An 18374-nucleotide genomic window follows, 5' to 3' on the forward strand; every position below is an offset into this window, starting at 1 on the left:
GTGTCACCTCAGGTGATGTTGTTGGGTTGCTCTTGTGGCAGGGTGAAGCCGAAGGCCGCACCCGCGCCGGGTGCGCCCCGGGCCCAGACGCTGCCGCCGTGGCGTTCCACGATGCGCTTGACGTTGGCCAGGCCGATGCCGGTGCCTTCGAATTCCTCGGCCGCGTGCAGGCGCTGGAACACGCCGAAGAGCTTGGCCACGTACTGCATTTCGAAGCCGACGCCGTTGTCCTGGACCTCCAGCCCCTCGCCTTCAGGCCGGCGCACGCTGCGCACGGCGATGTGCGCATCCTCGCGCTTGCGCGTGTACTTGAGCGCATTGGCCAGCAGGTTGCGCGTGGCCACCTGCAGCAGGAACGGGTCGGCATGCAGCCGGGGCAGGTCGGGCGCGATGTCCCAGGTGATGGTGCGGCCGGTCTCCAGGCGCGCCAGTTCGCGCACCAGGTCCCGCACCATGACGGCGGTGTCGACGCCGCGCGGCTTCAGCGCGGCGCGGCCCATGCGCGAGAAGTCGAGCAAGGCATCGACCAGCTGGCCGGCGAACGCCGCGGCTTCCTTCACATGGCCCAGGTAGCGCTGGCCGCGCGCGCCGATCTGCGTGCCCTCGAGCTGCAGCACCAGATCCACGTACCCGGCGATGTGGCGCATGGGGGCGCGCAGGTCGTGCGAGACGGTGTACGAGAAGGCCTCGAGCTCCTTGTTCACGCGGCCGAGCTCGGTGGCGACGGCGGCCATCTCTTCGGCGCGCTGCAGCACGATGCCGATCAGGGCCTCGCGCAACTCGCGCACGGCGCCGGTTTCCGCCGGGGTCCAGCGCGCGCAACGGCCGCGGATCTGTTCCGTCCAGCTCGCAAAGCTGCGCCGCGGCTGGATGCGTCCGTTCTCGTCCACCGACTTGCGCGGATCGCCCGCCCAGCGCACGGTGCGCACGATCTCGGGCCGGAACCACAGGATCACATGGCGGTGCACCTGCGAGATCGAGATCGCAAGCACGCCGGCCGCACGCTCGGCATAGGCGGCGGCCGGTGCGAAATGCCGCGCCAGTTCGTCGCTGTCGTAGGCCTCCACACCCAGGCCGACGATCCAGCGCGCGAGCTCTTCGATCTGCGCAGCGGCTGGCACCTCGCCCGTGGACCAGACCGCGTCGTCCAGCACCACGGCCGCGCCCGTGGCACCGGCCATGCGCAGCAGCCCGGGATGCTGCGCCAGGCGCTGCAGCGAGGCATCGGTGTCGGCCAGGTAGGCCACGATGGCCAGCGTGAGCTTGCGCAGCTCCAGCCGCTGGGCCGCGTCGGCGTTGGACTCCTTGGCCTCCAGCTGCAGGGCCAGCAGCTGGCCCAGGTGTTCGCAGGCCACGCGCGTCTGCGCCGGCAGATGGCGCGGGTCGTGGTCATGGCAGGAGATCAGGCCCCACAGCCGGCCCTCGACCAGGATGGAAACCGACATCGAGGCCAGCGTGCCCATGTTGCGCATGTACTCCAGATGCACCGGCGAGACGCTGCGCAGGAAGGCCTGCGACAGGTCGATTTCACGTGCGGCGCTGCCGTCCACGGTCTCCAACGCGACCGGGTCGTAGCGCGCATCGGGAATCAGGCGGAAGCGGTTCAGCTGGTACAGCGCGCGCGCCTGCTGCGGGATGTCGGTCGCCGGAAAGTGGTGGCCCAGGTAGCTGTCGTAACCGCCCTGCAGGCTCTCGGCCAGCACCTGGCCATGGCCGTCTTCGTCGAAGCAATACACGAGGGCGCGGCCGAAACCCGTGAGCCGGCGGATCTCCCCGGCCGCCAGCTCACACAGTTCCTGTCGCGTCTGCGCGCGCTGCAGCCGGGGCAGGAAGTCGCGCACCAGGGCATGCAGGGGGTCCTGCCGGCTACTGCCCGCCGTGGCGGGCTCGCATTCCACGACCACGTGGGCGGGCGTGCGGTGTGCGGCCACATCGATCAGCGGCATGCCGCTGGGCTGCAGCCGCCCCAGCCCGACCGGCGAGCCGCCCGGCGGCAACGCGGCGAGGGTTTCGACGTCCAGCGCTGCCAGCACGGCGTCGCGCTGCGCATCGGGCCATTGCGCGCTGCAGGCCACGGGCGCCAGCGTCTGCCCGTGTAGCACCAGCATGCGCCCATGCGGCTGGATGGCGCCGGGCCATCGGATCGGCTCCAGATCGCACTGGGTCAGGTCGGAAACGGAAGCCACGGCGGCCATGGGAAGCGATCGCAAGCGAAAATAAGGCGCGAGTGTGCCAGCCCGCGCGGGCCGTCTGTGTAGGAGGGCACCGATGCATCGGTGCAAGGGCTGTGGCATCCTGCGGCCCCACCCCTGGCGACACCCCCATGACACGCTACTGGCTGATGAAATCCGAGCCCGACGAGTGCTCCATCGACGACGCAATGGCCGCCCCGCGCCACACCGTGCCCTGGACCGGCGTGCGCAACTACCAGGCGCGCAACTTCATGCGCGACGACATGCAGGTCGGCGACGGCGTGCTGTTCTACCACTCCAGCTGTCCCGAGCCCGGCATTGCCGGCATCGCGCGCGTGGCCTCGGGCGTGCGGCCGGACCCGACCCAGTTCGACCCGCAATCGCCCTACCACGACGCTGCCTCCAAGCCCGACGCGCCACGCTGGCTGCTGCTGGACGTCCAGGCGGTGCGCAAGACGAGGCTGCTGGGGCTGGCCGAGCTGCGCGCAGAGCCGGCGCTGCAGGATCTGGTGGTGCTCAAGCGCGGCAACCGGCTGTCGATCACGCCGGTCGAGCCCGCGCATTGGAAGCGCATCGTCGACGGCCTGCTGGCCGATTGATAATCGACGGCTCATCTTTTCCGGGCTGCACCAGGCCCGCACGCAAGGAACAACGACATGGCACGCATGGTCAACTGCATCAAACTCGGCCACGAGGCCGAGGGCCTGGACTTCCCGCCCTACCCCGGCGAGCTCGGCAAGCGCCTGTGGGAGAACGTCAGCAAGGAGGCCTGGGCCGCCTGGTTGCGCCAGCAGACCATGCTGATCAACGAGAACAAGCTGAACATGGCCGACCAGCGCGCGCGCCAGTACCTGGCCCGCCAGATGGAGGCGCATTTCTTCGGCGCCGGCGCCGACATGGTCCAGGGCTACGTGCCACCGGCCAACTGAGAAGCTGAGCCCGACCCTGCCCATGGCCGAGCCCGTCGAATGGCTGGCCGACGGCACGCCCTACAGCCCGCGCTTCGCCGACCGCTACCGCTCCGAAGCGGGAGCCGGCCTGCACCAGGCGCGCGGCGTGTTCCTGCAAGGCTGCGGCCTGCCCGGCGCCTGGGCCCACCAGCCGGTTTGGACGGTGCTGGAGACCGGCTTCGGCCTGGGGCTGAACTTCCTTGTCACCTGGGCCGCCTGGCGCGCCGACCCGGCCCGCCCGCAGCAACTGCATTTCGTCTCCGTCGAAGCCTTTCCCGCATCGGCCGACGACCTGCTGCGCAACGTGGCCGGGCAGGCTGAGCTGCTGCCGCTGGCGCAGGAACTGGCTGAGCAGTATTGGGGCCTGCGCCCCGGGGTACACCGGCTGCGTCTGGACGCAGGACGCGTGCAACTGACGCTGGCCATCGGCGATGCGCGCGCCATGTTGCGCGCGCTGGTATGCACGGCCGACGCCGTGTATCTGGACGGCTTCAGCCCGGCGCGCAACCCGGACATCTGGGACCTGCCCACACTGAAGGCCCTGGTGCGCTGCTGCCGGCGCGGCACGCAGCTGGCCACCTGGACCATTGCGCGATCGGTGCGCGACGCGCTGACGCAATGCGGCTTTCGCCATGAACGCGTGGCGGGCGTTCCGCCCAAGCGCGACCGGCTGCAGGCCGTCTACAACCCGCCGTGGACGCCCAAGCGCCGCGACCCGGCGCTGCAGGACACCGGCCCCGCGCCCACGCCCAGCCGGGCGGTGGTGCTCGGCGGCGGCCTGGCCGGCGCGACCGTTGCCTTGCAGCTGGCACGGCGCGGCTGGCAAGTCCAGGTGCTGGATGCAGCGCCGCATCCAGCTGCCGGTGCCTCCGGACTGCCGGCCGGCCTGTTCACGCCCAACGATTCGGTCGACGACACGGTGCTGTCGCAGCTGTCGCGCAGCGGCGCACGCTGCACGCTGGCGCTGCTGCGCCAGCTGCTCGTCGAGGGCGAAGACTATGCGGCCTGCGGCGTGCTCGCGCGCCAGCTCGGTGAAGAACGCGCTGCGGGCTCTGCGCCGGCCGATGGCTGGAGCCGCCCCGCCGATGCGCAGCAGCTGCAGGCTGCGGCCTTGCCACTGGACAGCGCGGCGCGCTGGCATGGCATGGGCGGCTGGGTGCGGCCGGCACGGCTGGTGGCAGCGCTGCTGCGGCATCCGGGCATCACCTGGCGCGGCAACGCCGCAGTCGCTACGCTGGCCGCCATCGACAACGACTGGGCCTTGCGCGATGCGCAGGGCGCAACGCTGGCCAGTGCGCCACTGGTCGTGGTGGCGGCCGGCATCGCCTGCCAGAAGCTGCTGGGCCTGGGCATGCCGCTGCAGGCCATCCGCGGCCAGCTGAGCTTCGGGCCGCGCCCGCCGCAGGCGTTGCTGCCGCCCTGGCCCGTCAACGGCCACGGCCATTTCATTCCGCATGCGCAGCATGACGGCGGGCCGATCTGGGTGACCGGCGCGAGCTTCGTGCGCGACGACGCAGCCGACGACATCCGCCCCGCAGAGCAGGGCTTCAACCTGCAGCGCCTGGGCCAGCTGCTGCCCGACGCAGCCCGGCAACTGAAGGGCGGCCCGGCGCCACAGGCGTGGGCCGGCGTGCGCTGCGCGTCGCGCGACCGCTTGCCGCTGGCCGGGCCCGTCGATCCCATCGAGCGCCCCGGGCTCTGGGTTCACACCGCCATGGGCGCGCGCGGTCTGACGTTCGCGCTGCTGACGGCCGAGCTGCTGGTGGCACGGCTGCACCATGAACCGCTGTCCCTGCCCTGGCGCCTGGCGGCGGCGCTCGATCCACGGCGGGGATGACGCGCGGAAAAAGAAAAAGGCCCCGAAGGGCCTTTTCGATCAGCTCGCAAACCGGGTGCTCAGCGCACGACGGCCAGTTGCTCGCGCGTGCCGCCCTTGTACGTGTACAGGGTCAGCGCGCCGTTCTTGATGTCGCCCTTTTCGTCGAAGGCGATGTTGCCCGTGATGCCCTTGTATTCGATCTTGGCCAGCTCGGGCAGGTACTTGGCGGGGTCTTCCGAACCAGCCTTCTGCATCGCGGTGGCGATGACCTTCACGGCGTCGTAGACGTAGGGCGCATACAGCTTCACGTCGACGTTGTTCTTGGCCTGGAAGTCGGCCTTGAACTTGTCCAGGCCCGGCTTCAGGTCGCCGTCCACACCACCGGCTTCGGCACAGACGACCTGGTTGTCGCCGAGCGCGTCGCCGGCCAGCTTGGCCAGCTCGTTCGTGCAGATGCCGTCGCCGCCCATGAACTTGACGGTGATGCCGAGCTGCTTGGCCTGGCGCAGCATCGGGCCGGCCACCGCGTCCATGCCGCCGTAGAACAGCACGTCGGGCTTGTTGGACTTCAGCTTGGTCAGGATGGCGTTGAAGTCGGTGGACTTGTCGGTCGTGAACTCGTGGCCGCCGATGGTGCCGCCCGCCGCCTTCACGGCCTTCTCGAATTCCTCGGCAACGCCCTGGCCGTAGGCGGTGCGGTCGTCGATCACCACCACGGACTTGCCCTTGAGCTCGCCCACGGCGTACTTGCCCAGCGTGCTGCCCAGATGCACGTCGTCAGCCACCACGCGGAACGCGGTCTTGAAGCCCTGGCGGGTGTACTTGGGGTTGGTCGCCGAAGGCGAGATCTGGGGGATGCCGGCGTCGCTGTAGATCTTGGAGGCCGGGATCGTGGTGCCCGAGTTCAGGTGGCCGACCACACCGTGGATCTTGCTGTCCACGAGCTTTTGCGCGACCGAGGTGCCTTGCTTGGGATCGGCGGCATCGTCTTCGGCGAGCAGCTCGAACTTGGCGGTCTTGTCGCCAATCTTGAAGCCGGCGGCATTGAGCTCGTCGATCGCCATGCGCGCGCCGAGTTCGTTGTCCTTGCCCAGGTGGGCGATCGGGCCGCTGGTCGGGCCGACATGGCCGATGCGCACGGTCACGGTCCCGCCTGCGGGTGCGGCCGCGGGTGCCGTGGCGGCCGGCGTCGCGGCCGGGGTGGCAGCGGGCTCTTCCTTCTTGCCGCAAGCGGCAACCATCATGGCGGCCAGGGCGATCGCGGTCCATTTCAACTGCATAAGTTCCTCCGAACGGTAAAAAACAAAAGGTGACGGTTTATACCCTGGCACACATGCAAGTTACGGGCCGCACAAACCCTGCCCGCACAAATCTGCGGCAGGGTGTGCGGACCGTTTTCACGGCCCTGGGGCTGGACGTTGGGCCAGTTCTGCGGCAACGGCCTCGGCCACCGCCTGGCGCACGATGAACTCGATCTCCTCGCGCAGGCGCGGCACGAGCGCATGCGTGTGCTGCAGCACCACGGCCGCCACGGCGTCGTCCAGATGCCGCTCCAGCGAGACGTCCACGCGCTGCATCACGCGGTGGACCAGTTGTTCCTCGAGCACGTCCACGAGCGGTGCGGTCCGTGCCGGCCCCGCAGGCGGCGGGGACGGCGCGGGCGCGTCGCTGTGCACGACCTCGGTCAGCACCGGCACGAAGCGCGGCGGCGTACGGGGCGGCTGGGCTTCGTTCACGGCGAATCCTTCAGTTCCAGGTCGTGGCGCACGATGGCATAGCCGCGCGCTGCGTAGTGGCGCCAGCGCTCGCGCGCGCCGGCACGGTCCTCGTCGTGGCCACTGACGACCTCGATGAGCCGCGCGAAACGCTCGAAGCCCTCGGGCACCCGGTCTCCCAGGTTCACAAGCACCTGGTGGTGCGGTGCGCGCTGCAGGTCCGCGGCCAGCACGACGGGCGTGGCCTGCAGCACGGCAGCCGGGCTATCGGCCAGGCAATGCGGCACGAAGTCCAGCGGAGAGAAGGTCCACAGCTGCTGGTCGAGCCTGCGCAGTGCGTCGTCCTCGCCGGTCACCACCACCTGCGCGCCGCCGATCACGGCCTTGCGCAGCAGCCGGCATGCGTAGGCCAGCTTGTCGGGTGCATTGAAGTGAAAGGCGATCTCGGTCATGGCCGCGCCGGCGGCGCTCAGGCCGCGGCGCGGCGCTTGCGGGCCGGCGCGCTCTTGGCCGGCACCGGCTTGGCCGCCGCCTTGCGCTTGGGCGTGGGCTGCACGGGTGGCGCACCGGTGGCGGTGTCGCCCAGCAGGTAGCCCAGCAGCAGGCCAACGGGGCGGCCCGTCGAACCCTTGGCCGTGCCGCCCTTCCAGGCCGTCCCGGCGATGTCCAGGTGGGCCCAGGGCCGCGTGCCCGCGAAGCGCTGCAGGAACTTGGCAGCGGTGACCGCGCCACCGGCCCGGCCGGCCACGTTCGCCACGTCGGCGAAATTGGTCTTCAGGCCGTCGGCATAGTCGTCGTCCAGCGGCAAGCGCCAGCACGGGTCGAGCGCGCCTTCGCCCGCCGCCAGCAAGGCGTTGGCCAGCGTCTCGTCGTTGGAGAACAGGCCGCTGCGCACACCGCCCAGCGCCACCACGCAGGCACCGGTGAGCGTGGCGATGTCGATCACGGCGCGAGGCTTGAAGCGCTCGGCATAGCTCAGCGCATCGCACAGCACCAGCCGGCCTTCGGCATCGGTGTTCAGAATCTCGATGGTCTGCCCGCTCATGCTCGTGACCACGTCGCCCGGCTTGACGGCGCGGCCATCGGGCATGTTCTCGGCGGCCGGGATCAGGCCGACCACGTTGATGGCCGGCTTGATCTCGGCCAGCGCGCGGAACACGCCCAGCACGCTGGCCGCCCCGCACATGTCGAACTTCATCTCGTCCATTTCGCCGGCCGGCTTGATGGAGATGCCGCCGGTGTCGAACGTGATGCCCTTGCCGACCAGCACCGTAGGCGCCACGGTGCGCGCTGCGCCGTCATAGCGCAGCACGATGAAGCGTAGCGGCTCTTCGGACCCTTGCGCCACCGACATGAACGAGCCCATCCCCAGCTTGGCGACCTCGCGCGGGCCCAGCACTTCGCACTTGATCCTGGGGTAGCGCGCCAGCGTCTTGGCGGCGTTGGCAAGCAGGGTCGGCGTGGCATGGTTGCCCGGCCGGTTGCCCCATTCCTTGGCCAGCTCGATGCCGGCGACCGTGCCCACGGCCTGGTCGAACGCGGCGCGCGCTTCGCGCACATCGGCCACGGCGACGACGACGGTAGCCAGCACGCGCGCTTCGGGCTTGGACTTCGTGGCCGTGTAGACATAGCTCGCATCGGCCACAGCGGCGATGGCCGCGCGCAGCGTGGCCTCGGTCCAGGGGCCGGCGCAGCACAGCACCAGTCGCTTGGCCGTGCGCAGCGCGCCGACGCCGCCGACCACCGCCTGGCGCACCTGGCGCGCCGAGCCCTCGCCCACGCTGCAGAGCATCACACGCGTGGCCGCCAGGCCCTGCGGCTTGTACAGGGCCAGCGACTTGCCGGCCTTGCTGTCCAGGTCCCCGGCCTTGCGCGCCTGGGCGATCCAGCCCGACAGCGCGTCGCTGCCCGCCTGGAAGCCCTCCGGCACCACCACCAGCAGCGCATCGCACTTTTCAGCGGCGCAACCTGATGCGTCCAGGGACTTGAGTTCGAAGTTCATAATTCAGCCTTTTTTCGGCGGCGATGTTATTCCATTCCTCCATTCGCAAGGAGCTCGCACGGGGTTTCGGCGCCACCTTCGTCGCCCTCATCACCATCGTGATGACGATGCTGCTGATCCGCACGCTGGGCCTCGCATCGCGTGGCCGCGTGAACCCTTCGGACGTGATGCTGGTGCTGGGCTACACCATCCTCGGCCACCTGCCGACCATCCTCACGCTGAGCCTGTTCATCGCCGCCGTGGCCACGCTGTCGCGCATGTACCGCGACAGCGAGATGGTGATCTGGTTCTCCGCCGGCCAGGGCCTGATGGGCCTGATCCAGCCACTGCTGCGCTTCTCGTGGCCGGTGCTGCTCGTGGTCGCCAGCATGGCGCTGCTGGTGTGGCCCTGGTCGAACCAGCAGATCCTGGAACTGCGAAGCCGTTTCGAGCAGCGCAGCGACATCGAGCGCGTGACACCGGGCCAGTTCCAGGAGTCGGCCAACGGCAGCCGGGTCTTCTTCGTCGACAAGGATTCGCCGGAAGACCAGATCGGCAACAACGTGTTCCTCTCGGCCACCGACCCGGGCAAGGAGTCGGTGACCTCGGCCCGCACGGCGCGCGTCGAATTGCGCAACGGTGACCGCTTCGTGATCCTCAACAAGGGTCAGCGGCTGGAGACCACCAGCGGCAAGGAAGGCGTGCGCGTCAGCGACTTCGAGGAGTACGGCACGCGCATTGGCGAAGGACCGCAGAACAGCCCCACGCTGAGCCCGCGTGCATTGACCACCCTGGCGCTGCTGGCTGCGCCCACGCCCGCGAACCTGGGCGAGCTCTCCTGGCGCATCGGCTTCGCGATCGCGGCCTTCAACTTCCTGCTGATCGCGCTCGCGCTGGCCACCGGCAATGCGCGCTCGGCGCGCACCGGCAACCTGGTGCTAGCGCTGTTCGCGTTCGTCATCTACTACAACCTGATCAACCTGGGCCAGAGCTGGATCGCCAGCAGCCGCATGCCGTTCGCCGCGTATGTGCTGCTGCTGCACGGTTGCGTGTTCGCGCTGACCATGGCTGCGCTGTGGATGCGCCACAGCCGCTTCAGCCTGTGGGCCTGGATGCGACACGGCCGCGCGGGAGTGCCGGCATGAGAACCATCCGCCGCCTGATCTACCGCGAGCAGCTCACCGCCGTGGGTTTCGTCACCCTGGGCTTCCTGGCGCTGTTCTTCTTCTTCGACTTCGTCGACGAACTGTCCGACGTGGGCAAGTACGGCGCCATGGGCTACCAGCTCACGCATGCGCTGCTGTACGTGGTGCTGCTGGTGCCCAGCCATCTGTACGAGCTGCTGCCGATCACGCTGTTGATCGGCACGATCTTCGTGATGGCGCGCTTCGCGCAGAGTTCCGAATACACCATCTTGCGCACGAGCGGCCTGGGGCCATGGCGAGCGCTGCGCACGCTGCTGTCCCTCGGCGCCGCCTTCGTGGTGCTGACCTTCGCGGTCGGCGACTACATCGCACCGCTGACCGACCGCACGGCGCAGTTGCTCAAGGCACGCTACCAGGGCCGCATCACCATCGGCCAGACCGGCGCCTGGCTCAAGGAGCGGCAGCAGGACCATTCCTATGCAGTCAACGTGGCCTCGCTCACATCGAGCGGCGACATGCAGAACCTGCGCATCTTCGAGTTCGACGCCGCCAACACGCTGCTGTCCGTGACGCAGGCCGGCAGCGCCCGCTTCGCGGCCGGCGCCTGGGAGCTGGCCACCGTGCAACGCACCCGCTACCGCACGCAGGACCAGCAGGCCAGCATCGAGCGCCAGCACCTGGCCAATGAGCGCTGGCCCACCGGCATCACCTACGAGATGGTCACGACCGCGCTGCTCAAGCCCGACCGCATGCGGACCATCGACCTGTTCCAGTACATCCAGCACCTGAACGCCAACCAGCAATCGGCCCAGCGCTTCGAGATCGAGTTCTGGCGCAAGGTGTTCTACCCGCTCAGCTGCCTGGTGATGGTGGTGCTGGCCCTGCCCTTCGCCTACCTGCACTTCCGCCAGGGCGGCATCGCCGGCTACGTGTTCGGCGGCGTGATGGCCGGCATCAGCTTCTTCCTCTTGAACAACGTGTTCGGCTACGTCGGCAACCTGCAGAACTGGCAGCCCTGGCTGACGGCGGCGGCACCGGGGCTGATCTATTCCATGGTGTCGCTGGCCGCGTTCGGCTGGCTGGTGCTGAGGCGCTAGATGCACGCCATCGTCCTCTTCGGCCACGGCTCGCGCGACCCGCTCTGGCGCCTGCCCATCGAAGCGGTGGCCGCACGCATCGCCGCCACCGCGCCGCACATCCCCGTGCGCTGCGCCTACCTGGAGCTGTGCACGCCCGATCTGGCAGCCGCCGTCGCCGAACTCGCCCGGGCGGGCGCGACCAGCATCCAGGTGTTGCCGATGTTTCTGGGCGTCGGCCGTCACGCGCGCGAAGACTTGCCCGAACTCGTGCGGGATCTGCGCGAACGCCACCCGGACCTGCGCCTGGATGTGATGCCTGCCGTCGGCGAAAACCCCCGGCTGGTGGCGCTCATGGCCGAGATCGCACTGCAGCCTCTATAGACGCCTAGGGCATAATGAATTTCGTTGTTAGTCGAAATTCACTATGAATTTGCACCAGTTTCGTTTCGTACAAGAGGCTGCGCGGCGCAACCTGAACCTCACCGAGGCCGCCAAGGCGCTGCACACCTCGCAGCCCGGCGTCTCCAAGGCCATCATCGAGCTGGAAGAGGAACTCGGCATCGAGATCTTCGCCCGCCATGGCAAGCGCCTCAAACGCATCACTGAACCCGGCCAGCACGTGCTGCGCAGCATCGAGCTGATCATGCGCGAGGTCGGCAACCTCAAGCGCATCGGTGAGCAGTTCAGCGCCGAGGACAGCGGCACGCTCTCGATCGCCACCACGCACACGCAGGCGCGCTACGTGCTGCCCGTGCCCGTGGCCAGGCTGCGCGAGGCCTATCCCAAGGTCAACGTGAGCCTGCACCAGGGCGCGCCCGACCAGGTGGCGCGCATGCTGATCGACGAGGTGGCCGAGATCGGCATCGCTACCGAGTCGCTGTCCAACTACACCGAGCTGCTGACCCTGCCCTGCTACGAGTGGCAGCACGTCGTGGTCCTGCCCAAGGACCACCCGCTGGCGCTGAAGGAACGCCTGACGCTCGAAGACATCGCGCTAGAGCCCATCATCACCTACCACCCCTCGTTCACGGGCCGCACGCGCATCGACCAGGCCTTCGCGCAGCGCCACCTGGAGCCGCGCATCGCGCTGGAGGCGATCGACTCGGACGTCATCAAGACCTATGTGCGCCTGGGCCTGGGCATCGGCATCGTGGCCGAGATGGCCGTGCGCGACGACGTCAACAGCGACCTGGTGTCACGCCCGGCGGGCCAGCTGTTCGGCGTGAACATCGCGCGCGTGGCGTTCAAGCGCGGCGCCTACCTGCGCAACTTCGTGTTCCGCTTCGCCGAACTGCTGAGCGACCGGCTGGACCGCAACCTCGTGGTCAAGGCCATGGCCGGCCACGCCAACGATTATGAACTTTAGCCCACCCCCAGTCGCCGCGCTGCGCGCTCCGCCAACCCCCTGCGAGGGGGCGCTGCCAGCGGCCTGGCAAGCCAGTTCCGCGGCAGCCCTGGCATTGCGCCTTGCCGCAACCGACGCCCCTTGACTTTGATCGACGCGGTCATCCCATGACAACAGCACCCCGCACCCCCGCCATCGACAGCAAGCTGCCCAAGGTGGGCACCACCATCTTCACCGTGATGTCCGCGCTGGCCGCCGAAAAGGGCGCGGTCAATCTGGGCCAGGGCTTCCCGGATTTTCCGTGCGATCCGCAACTGGTGGAGTCCGTGCACGCAGCCATGCAGCAGGGGCTGAACCAGTACCCGCCCATGGCCGGCGTGCCTGCGCTGCGCGAGGCCGTGGCGGCCAAGATCGAAGCGCAACACGGCAGGCGCTACAGCGCGGCGGATGAGATCACCATCACCGCCGGCGCAACCCAGGCCATCCTCACCGCCATCCTGGCCATCGTGCGGCCCGGCGACGAGGTGATCGTGCTGGAGCCTTGCTACGACAGCTACATCCCCAACATCGAGCTGGCCGGCGGCACGGTTGTGCGCGTGCCGCTCGTGCCCGGCACGTTCCGCCCCGACTTCGACAAGATCGCCGCCGCGCTGTCCCCGCGCACGCGCGCCATCCTCGTCAACTCGCCGCACAACCCGAGTGCCACCATCTGGTCGCGCGAGGACATGCTCCAGCTGCAGGATCTGCTGGCACCCACCGACGTCTTCCTGATCAGCGACGAGGTCTACGAGCACATGGTCTACGACGGCCGTGCGCACGAAAGCGCGGCGCGCTTCCCGGGGCTGGCGGCTCGCGCCTTCGTGGTCTCCAGCTTCGGCAAGACCTACCACGTAACGGGCTGGAAAGTCGGCGTCGTGGCCGCGCCCGCCGCGCTCACGGCCGAGTTCCGCAAGGTGCACCAGTTCAACGTGTTCGCCGTGAACACGCCGGTGCAGCACGGCCTGGCGCACTACATGGCCGACGCCAGCCGCTACCTGCAATTGCCGGCGTTCTACCAGGCCAAGCGCGACCTGTTCCGCGCAGGCCTGGCGCGCACGCGTTTCAGGCTCATGCCCAGCGAAGGCAGCTTCTTCCAGTGCGTGGACATCTCCGACGTCAGCACGCTCAGCGAAGCCGAATTTTGCGTGTGGCTCACCAACGAGATCGGCGTGGCGGCGATCCCGCTGTCGGCCTTTTATGCCGACGACTTCGACCAGCGCGTGGTGCGGTTCTGCTACGCCAAGCAGGACGCGACGCTGCGCGAGGCGCTGGAGCGGCTGGCGAAGCTGTAGCGTGAAGAGGCTGGCTATCCCCAGGATCGCGTCAGCAGTTCGTCCATCGCATCGGTGACCTGCTGGCCCTGCTCGGCCAGGGACGCGACGAGGTCGCCCAGGGCATCCAGGTGCACCGACACGGTGTCCAACGGATGCAGCACCACATCCATGCCGAGGATCCGGAACACTGGATTCAGCCGCGAGCCGGGCACTGGCGACGGCCGCGGCAAGGTATTACGTCGCACCAGCGGCACGACCACGCGCCGACGGTAGCCGTCGAACTGAGGCATGGCAAGCGCCTACAGCGTCGAATGTTTATCTGCGAAGGAGCCGACCTTGTCGTGCACCGCATTCCAGCCCGCCGTACAAGTGTCGGCCCACTGTTGGTGGTTAGCGCGCGTATGGTGCTGTTGCGCGATGTAGTCCGCCAGCAGCGCGTCCACGGTTGCAGACAGATTGCTGCTGTACGCCCGGGCCTCTTCGACGAGGTGCTCGCTCAGGCTCAGGTTGACGGCACGCTTGCGGCGTTCGGCGAGTTCAGACACGGGACACTCCTTGCATGCGCATGACGTGCGCACGAGGACAGCATATCTGCAAGAACGCGGCCTGTCATGCCCGATCGGGCCAACCATCGCTAACCCTTGTTCGCCAACCCCAACCGCTCGATCGTCGCCTTCTCCGCCGCGTAACTCTCGCGCGCGAACTTCGTGTAGTCCTCGGTGTTCTTGTAGATCACCGTCTGGTCGAACTTGTCGAAGGTGGCCAGCACGGCCGGGTCTTCCAGCGTCTTGCGAAAGGCGTCGTGCAGCGTGCGCACGATGGCTGGGTCCATGCCCTTGGGGCCGCACACGCCGAAGGGCGAGTCGGAGACCGTCTGGTAGCCCAGCTCGTCCAGCGTGGGCACGTTGGGCCAGCGCTTGGTGCGCTTGCTGCCGTAGGTGGCCAGCAGCCGGAACTTGCCGGACTCGACGTACGGCCCCCAGCCCGTCGCATCGCTGGCCGACATCACATGCCCGCCCAGCAGCCCCAGCATGTTGTCGGCGTTGCCCTTGTACGGCACGTTCATCAGCTTGATGCCGGCGCGCTGCGCGAACTCCTCCATCGCCAGATGCGGGCTGGTGCCGGCGCCCGTGTGGCCGTAGCTCAGCTTCTCGGGGTTGGCCTTGGCGTACTCGACATAGTCCTTGATGGACTTGATCGGCGAGTCCGCCGGCACCACCAGGCCGAAGGTGTAGCCCGTAAGGCAGGCGATCCAGGTGAAATCCTTCTGCACGTCGAACGACACCTTCTGCATGTGCGGGATGCGGAACACACCATGCGGCAACTGCGAAAGCACATAGCCGTCGGGCCTGGCATTGGCCAGCTCCACGGCGCCCAGTGTGCCGCCGGCGCCGGGCTTGTTGTCCACGATGATGGTCGTGCCCAGCGCGCGGCCCGCGCTCTCGGCCAGCGCCCGGATCACCGCGTCGGTCGAGCCACCGGCAGGCCACGGGCAGATGTAGCGGATGGGCTTGGCGGGATAGGCCTGCGCACGCAACAGGGACGGTGCAGCCACCACGGCGAGCGCACTCGCGGAACGGGCCAGGAACAGACGACGGTTGCGCATGGGGATCTTTCGCAGGCGGGTGAGGGACAGCGCGCAGCTTAGGGACAAAGCACGTGCGCCCATCGTAGGAAAACCCTCACCGACGTACGCGCCGACAGACTGCGGACAGCCGTCAGCGGCGCGCCGAACATGCATACACCATAAACACAAGGAGGACACCCATGTCCCTGTCGCTGATTCTGTTGATCGTCTTGATCCTGCTGCTCATCGGTGCTCTGCCGTCCTGGCCGCACAGCAAGTCTTGGGGTTACTACCCCAGCGGTGGCCTGGGCCTGGTGCTGTTGGTCGTGATCATCCTGCTCGTCATGGGACGCATCTAGTGCATGACAGGCGCAGCCTGCAACAGGCTGCGCCCCCCTCCGCGCAGCGGCCCTGCGCGCACCCCTCTCCGCTTCACACCCGCAAGCACCCGTAGGCATTGAGGGCGCGCACACTGCCCCAGGCCCTGACCACTGCGGTCCGACAATGCCGCATGCCCCACGCCGTATCCGTCTTGCGCGCCGCGCGCCTCTTCCACAGCGCCAAGCCCTTCCTGGCCCGCCGCGGTTCGCGCAGCGAGCGCTGCCCTGGCTGCCGCCTGCTGCCCAGCCATTGCCTGTGCGCGCTGCGGCCGTCCGTGCCCGCGCGTGCCGGTGTGTGCCTGCTGATGGCCGACATCGAGCCGCTCAAGCCCAGCAACACCGGCTGGCTGATTGCCGACGTGGTGGCCGACACCTTCGCCTTCACCTGGGCACGCACCGAAGTCGACCCGGCGCTGCTGACCTTGCTCGCCGACCCGCAATGGCAGCCCTATGTGGTGTTCCCGGGCGAGTACGCGCCGCCGGAGCGCGTGGTGAACGATCTGCCTGCGCCCGATGCCGCATCGCCCAGGCGCCCGCTGTTCATCCTGCTCGACGGCACCTGGTCCGAGGCCCGCAAGATGTTCGGCAAGAGCCCCTACCTCGCGGGTTTCCCGGTGCTGAGCCTGGCGCCGGACCGGGCATCCGAATACAAGCTGCGCCGCTCGCGCCGCAACGACCACTTCTGCACCAGCGAGGTGGCCGCGCTGTGCTTCGCGCTGGCGGGCGAGGGACGGGTGGCCGACACGCTGCAGGCCTACCTCGACGTCTTCACGCAGCACTACCTGCAGGCCAAGCAGCAACGGCCGGTCGACCGCGACAGTGCGGCCCACCAGCGGCTGCAGGCTTTAGCGGCCGCCTGAAGGCAGCAGCGCCTTGGCGGCCTCGATGCGCAGGGCCATGGGCACGGTCTGGTCGTGCATGACCTGCAGCAGGAAGCGCCGCGGCGCGTCATCGCCAGGCCCGGGCGCGACAGGCGCCGTCGCCGGGTGCTGGCCAGCGCTGGCGGCCAGCTGCTCGTTCGGGCCGAGCTTGTGCATGGCCGCGTCGAACGCCTCGGGTCGGGCCGAGGCCACCACGCCCAGCAGGTTGGCCTGACCTTCCTCGCCCGGCGGGATGTCGAGCCAGGGCGTGTCGGCGAACACGGGCGCCAGGTCCGGCGCCACGAAGGCGGACCAGTTGCCGCTGTGCCCCTGCTCGGCCGGCACAGCCGGCGCATCCAGCAACAGCCGCACGCGCTCTGGCGCGATCTCGGGCAGGAAGCGCTGCCGCAGGCCCTGCAGAAACTGCTGCGCGCGCGCCACCGCCACCGGCTCGGCCAGCGAGAACCACAGCTGCAGCCCATCGGTGCCGTTCACGGCAATGGCCGGCGCCGGCAGTTCCAGCTCGGCCTGCACGCCGTGCCACACGCGGCCCAGCGCATCCCAGCTCGGCGGGCGCGCCAGTTCCAGGACCATGGCGCGCACGGCATCGCCGGCACGCCCGGATGCGCGCGGCCCATACAAGCGGCTCAGCTCGGACTCCAAACGGTTCATGGTGGTGCGTGGGCGCGGGTGGTGAAGGAGCTGACTCTATCCGCTGCGGCACACGCGCTGCGCTGGAGCGCCGCCCTGCAAATTTTGTTCACCCGCGTCCGCGCTGCTCGTTAGCATCTGGCGCGGCGCGCAGCGCCCACCCACTTCGCCCTTCCAACGCAGGAGACATTCCGATGAGCCGTTACCGCAGCTTTGCCGAACACCTGGACCCGAAAGTCGGCCCCAAGCGCATCCTCGCGCTGGACGGCGGTGGCCTGCGCGGCGTGCTCACGCTGGGCATGCTGCGCGAGATCGAGACCACGCTGCGCCTGCAGCATGGCAACGACCCGCTGTTCCGGCTGAGCCACTACTTCGACCTCATCGCCGGCACGTCCACCGGCGCCATCATCGCGGGCGCGCTGTCGCTGGGCATGTCGGTCGACGAGGTCCACGGCCACTACATGAACCTGGGCAAGTTCGTGTTCAAGCGCACGCTCACGCGCTGGGGCGCGCTGCGCGCGAAGTTCGACGGCGACAAGGTCAAAGAGGCGCTGCTGGGCGTGTACGGTGACCGCCGGCTGGACAGTGCCGACTTCAAGACCGGCCTGCTCGTCGTCTCCAAGCGGCTCGACACAGGCAGCACCTGGCCCATCACGAACAACCCCAACGCGCGCTACTTCAAGGCCGGCACACAGGCCACGACCATCCCGAACGGCGAATACCCGCTGTGGCAGGTCGTGCGCGCCAGCACCGCCGCGCCGCACTTCTTCGACCCCGAGACCATCCGCATCGGCCGCGGCGCCAACGGCCTGAAACCCGTGGATGGCGACTTCGTGGACGGCGGCGTGAGCCCGCATAACAACCCCGCGCTGCAGGCGCTGATGACGGCCACGATGGACGGCTACCGGCTCAACTGGCCCGTGGGTGGCGATAAGCTGCTCGTCGTCTCGGTGGGCACGGGCAAGGCCAATGCCGAGGTGGGCCATGCCGGCATCCTGCAGAGCACGGCCGCCTTTCACGCCGTGCTGTCGCTGGCCGCGCTCATGCACGACTGCAGCGACACGGTGGAGACGGTCATGCAGTGGCTCTCGACCAGCCCGACCGCGCGGGACATCGACCGCGAGATGGGCAAGGCCGTGCCGCCGCTGGGCGGCCCCACGCTGTGCAGCTACCTGCGCTACAACGTGCTCATGCAAAGCGCCTGGTGCGAGCAGCACCTGGGCGAGAAGCTGAGCGCCAAGGCGCTGAAGACGCTGGAGGCCATGGACGAGCCCGACAACATCCCCGAGCTCGACCGCATCGGCCGACTGGCCGGCGCCAAGCTGGTGAAAGCCGACCATTTCCCCAAGGGCTTCGCGGCGCAGTCGTGAGCTGCCT

Annotated in this window: 20 protein-coding genes; 11 read left to right on the top strand and 9 right to left on the bottom strand. The window is 68.8% G+C overall.

Features of this window, described 5'->3' with window-relative positions:
• Nucleotides 1–8 precede the first annotated feature (8 nt).
• A complete protein-coding gene (locus ASF43_RS19090; protein WP_056184274.1) occupies nucleotides 9–2195 on the bottom strand; it encodes an ATP-binding protein in 2187 nt (728 codons plus the stop codon).
• Nucleotides 2196–2323: 128 nt separating this feature from the next.
• On the opposite strand from ASF43_RS19090, the gene ASF43_RS19095 reads away from it, so the two are divergent.
• From ASF43_RS19095 to mnmC, 3 genes are read left to right on the top strand one after another with little or no spacing between them, the layout of a single operon-like run.
• Nucleotides 2324–2791, top strand: coding sequence for an EVE domain-containing protein (locus ASF43_RS19095; protein WP_056184275.1), 468 nt, complete (start codon nucleotides 2324–2326; stop codon nucleotides 2789–2791).
• A 57-nt stretch (nucleotides 2792–2848) separates the two neighbouring features.
• Entirely contained in the window at nucleotides 2849–3121 is a 273-nt protein-coding gene (locus tag ASF43_RS19100; RefSeq protein ID WP_056184277.1) for an oxidative damage protection protein, read from the top strand.
• A gap of 22 nt (nucleotides 3122–3143) precedes the next feature.
• Nucleotides 3144–4979 carry an FAD-dependent 5-carboxymethylaminomethyl-2-thiouridine(34) oxidoreductase MnmC gene (gene mnmC, locus ASF43_RS19105; RefSeq protein ID WP_056184279.1) on the top strand — a complete coding sequence of 612 codons (1836 nt, stop codon included), beginning with the start codon at nucleotides 3144–3146 and terminating at the stop codon, nucleotides 4977–4979.
• Nucleotides 4980–5038: 59 nt separating this feature from the next.
• Here mnmC and ASF43_RS19110 read toward each other — a convergent pair whose 3' ends face one another.
• From ASF43_RS19110 to ASF43_RS19125, 4 genes are all read right to left on the bottom strand, one after another.
• The gene (locus ASF43_RS19110) at nucleotides 5039–6241 is read right to left on the bottom strand and encodes a branched-chain amino acid ABC transporter substrate-binding protein (protein WP_056184281.1); all 1203 of its coding nucleotides are present in this window, start codon (nucleotides 6239–6241) and stop codon (nucleotides 5039–5041) included.
• A 117-nt stretch (nucleotides 6242–6358) separates the two neighbouring features.
• Entirely contained in the window at nucleotides 6359–6697 is a 339-nt protein-coding gene (locus ASF43_RS19115; protein ID WP_056184283.1) for a hypothetical protein, read from the bottom strand.
• The gene (locus ASF43_RS19120; RefSeq protein WP_056184285.1) at nucleotides 6694–7128 is read right to left on the bottom strand and encodes a DNA polymerase III subunit chi; all 435 of its coding nucleotides are present in this window, start codon (nucleotides 7126–7128) and stop codon (nucleotides 6694–6696) included. The genes ASF43_RS19115 and ASF43_RS19120 overlap by 4 nt, the downstream gene beginning before the upstream one ends.
• A gap of 17 nt (nucleotides 7129–7145) precedes the next feature.
• Nucleotides 7146–8678 (bottom strand): leucyl aminopeptidase, encoded by a 1533-nt coding sequence (locus ASF43_RS19125; protein WP_056184287.1) that lies wholly within the window; start codon nucleotides 8676–8678, stop codon nucleotides 7146–7148.
• Between the two features lie 23 nt (nucleotides 8679–8701).
• On the opposite strand from ASF43_RS19125, the gene lptF reads away from it, so the two are divergent.
• The 5 genes from lptF to ASF43_RS19150 all read left to right on the top strand — a co-directional run bounded on the left by lptF (nucleotide 8702) and on the right by ASF43_RS19150 (nucleotide 13557).
• On the top strand, nucleotides 8702–9802 hold the full coding sequence (gene lptF, locus ASF43_RS19130) for an LPS export ABC transporter permease LptF (protein ID WP_056184288.1): 1101 nt from the start codon (nucleotides 8702–8704) through the stop codon (nucleotides 9800–9802).
• Nucleotides 9799–10899 (top strand): LPS export ABC transporter permease LptG, encoded by a 1101-nt coding sequence (lptG, locus tag ASF43_RS19135; RefSeq protein ID WP_056184617.1) that lies wholly within the window; start codon nucleotides 9799–9801, stop codon nucleotides 10897–10899. The genes lptF and lptG overlap by 4 nt, the downstream gene beginning before the upstream one ends.
• The gene (locus tag ASF43_RS19140) at nucleotides 10900–11262 is read left to right on the top strand and encodes a sirohydrochlorin chelatase (protein ID WP_056184290.1); all 363 of its coding nucleotides are present in this window, start codon (nucleotides 10900–10902) and stop codon (nucleotides 11260–11262) included.
• Nucleotides 11263–11305: 43 nt separating this feature from the next.
• Complete coding sequence (locus ASF43_RS19145; protein WP_056184292.1) at nucleotides 11306–12247, top strand: CysB family HTH-type transcriptional regulator; 942 nt, start codon at nucleotides 11306–11308, stop codon at nucleotides 12245–12247.
• Nucleotides 12248–12393: 146 nt separating this feature from the next.
• A complete protein-coding gene (locus ASF43_RS19150) occupies nucleotides 12394–13557 on the top strand; it encodes a pyridoxal phosphate-dependent aminotransferase (protein WP_056184295.1) in 1164 nt (387 codons plus the stop codon).
• Nucleotides 13558–13571: 14 nt separating this feature from the next.
• Here ASF43_RS19150 and ASF43_RS19155 read toward each other — a convergent pair whose 3' ends face one another.
• The 3 genes from ASF43_RS19155 to ASF43_RS19165 form a co-directional block, all read right to left on the bottom strand.
• Nucleotides 13572–13829, bottom strand: a complete 258-nt coding sequence (locus tag ASF43_RS19155) for a CcdB family protein (protein WP_082497968.1) — start codon at nucleotides 13827–13829, stop codon at nucleotides 13572–13574.
• Nucleotides 13830–13838: 9 nt separating this feature from the next.
• On the bottom strand, nucleotides 13839–14084 hold the full coding sequence (locus ASF43_RS19160) for a type II toxin-antitoxin system CcdA family antitoxin (RefSeq protein ID WP_056184299.1): 246 nt from the start codon (nucleotides 14082–14084) through the stop codon (nucleotides 13839–13841).
• A gap of 89 nt (nucleotides 14085–14173) precedes the next feature.
• Nucleotides 14174–15145: a tripartite tricarboxylate transporter substrate binding protein gene (locus ASF43_RS19165; protein ID WP_056184301.1), complete on the bottom strand. Its 972-nt coding sequence runs from the start codon at nucleotides 15143–15145 to the stop codon at nucleotides 14174–14176.
• A gap of 161 nt (nucleotides 15146–15306) precedes the next feature.
• Between ASF43_RS19165 and ASF43_RS29975 the strand changes: the two genes are divergently transcribed.
• Both ASF43_RS29975 and ASF43_RS19170 read left to right on the top strand, forming a co-directional pair.
• Nucleotides 15307–15465 (top strand): DUF3309 family protein, encoded by a 159-nt coding sequence (locus ASF43_RS29975; RefSeq protein ID WP_082497970.1) that lies wholly within the window; start codon nucleotides 15307–15309, stop codon nucleotides 15463–15465.
• A gap of 152 nt (nucleotides 15466–15617) precedes the next feature.
• Nucleotides 15618–16346 carry a tRNA-uridine aminocarboxypropyltransferase gene (locus ASF43_RS19170; protein WP_056184303.1) on the top strand — a complete coding sequence of 243 codons (729 nt, stop codon included), beginning with the start codon at nucleotides 15618–15620 and terminating at the stop codon, nucleotides 16344–16346.
• Here the strand turns inward: ASF43_RS19170 and ASF43_RS19175 are convergent.
• Nucleotides 16332–17018: a hypothetical protein gene (locus ASF43_RS19175; RefSeq protein ID WP_156373413.1), complete on the bottom strand. Its 687-nt coding sequence runs from the start codon at nucleotides 17016–17018 to the stop codon at nucleotides 16332–16334. The genes ASF43_RS19170 and ASF43_RS19175 overlap by 15 nt on opposite strands.
• A 173-nt stretch (nucleotides 17019–17191) precedes the next feature.
• Here ASF43_RS19175 and ASF43_RS19180 point away from each other — a divergent pair, with 173 nt between their 5' ends.
• Complete coding sequence (locus tag ASF43_RS19180) at nucleotides 17192–18367, top strand: patatin-like phospholipase family protein (RefSeq protein ID WP_056184307.1); 1176 nt, start codon at nucleotides 17192–17194, stop codon at nucleotides 18365–18367.
• The last annotated feature ends 7 nt before the right edge of the window (nucleotides 18368–18374 follow it).

Origin of the sequence: Pseudorhodoferax sp. Leaf267 (assembly GCF_001422405.1) — a bacterium.
Classification (GTDB): Bacteria; Pseudomonadota; Gammaproteobacteria; order Burkholderiales; family Burkholderiaceae_C; genus Pseudorhodoferax.

Bases quoted from the DNA above. Each gene is read 5' to 3' on its own strand.
- lptF (WP_056184288.1), top strand. From the start codon at position 8,702: ATGTTATTCCATTCCTCCATTCGCAAGGAGCTCGCACGGGGTTTCGGC.
- ASF43_RS19090 (WP_056184274.1), bottom strand. From the start codon at position 2,195: ATGGCCGCCGTGGCTTCCGTTTCCGACCTGACCCAGTGCGATCTGGAG.
- ASF43_RS19140 (WP_056184290.1), top strand. From the start codon at position 10,900: ATGCACGCCATCGTCCTCTTCGGCCACGGCTCGCGCGACCCGCTCTGG.
- ASF43_RS19110 (WP_056184281.1), bottom strand. From the start codon at position 6,241: ATGCAGTTGAAATGGACCGCGATCGCCCTGGCCGCCATGATGGTTGCC.
- ASF43_RS19120 (WP_056184285.1), bottom strand. From the start codon at position 7,128: ATGACCGAGATCGCCTTTCACTTCAATGCACCCGACAAGCTGGCCTAC.
- ASF43_RS19180 (WP_056184307.1), top strand. From the start codon at position 17,192: ATGAGCCGTTACCGCAGCTTTGCCGAACACCTGGACCCGAAAGTCGGC.
- lptG (WP_056184617.1), top strand. From the start codon at position 9,799: ATGAGAACCATCCGCCGCCTGATCTACCGCGAGCAGCTCACCGCCGTG.
- ASF43_RS19155 (WP_082497968.1), bottom strand. From the start codon at position 13,829: ATGCCTCAGTTCGACGGCTACCGTCGGCGCGTGGTCGTGCCGCTGGTG.
- ASF43_RS19145 (WP_056184292.1), top strand. From the start codon at position 11,306: ATGAATTTGCACCAGTTTCGTTTCGTACAAGAGGCTGCGCGGCGCAAC.
- ASF43_RS19175 (WP_156373413.1), bottom strand. From the start codon at position 17,018: ATGAACCGTTTGGAGTCCGAGCTGAGCCGCTTGTATGGGCCGCGCGCA.
- ASF43_RS19170 (WP_056184303.1), top strand. From the start codon at position 15,618: ATGCCCCACGCCGTATCCGTCTTGCGCGCCGCGCGCCTCTTCCACAGC.
- ASF43_RS29975 (WP_082497970.1), top strand. From the start codon at position 15,307: ATGTCCCTGTCGCTGATTCTGTTGATCGTCTTGATCCTGCTGCTCATC.
- ASF43_RS19100 (WP_056184277.1), top strand. From the start codon at position 2,849: ATGGCACGCATGGTCAACTGCATCAAACTCGGCCACGAGGCCGAGGGC.
- ASF43_RS19165 (WP_056184301.1), bottom strand. From the start codon at position 15,145: ATGCGCAACCGTCGTCTGTTCCTGGCCCGTTCCGCGAGTGCGCTCGCC.
- ASF43_RS19095 (WP_056184275.1), top strand. From the start codon at position 2,324: ATGACACGCTACTGGCTGATGAAATCCGAGCCCGACGAGTGCTCCATC.
- ASF43_RS19150 (WP_056184295.1), top strand. From the start codon at position 12,394: ATGACAACAGCACCCCGCACCCCCGCCATCGACAGCAAGCTGCCCAAG.
- ASF43_RS19125 (WP_056184287.1), bottom strand. From the start codon at position 8,678: ATGAACTTCGAACTCAAGTCCCTGGACGCATCAGGTTGCGCCGCTGAA.
- mnmC (WP_056184279.1), top strand. From the start codon at position 3,144: ATGGCCGAGCCCGTCGAATGGCTGGCCGACGGCACGCCCTACAGCCCG.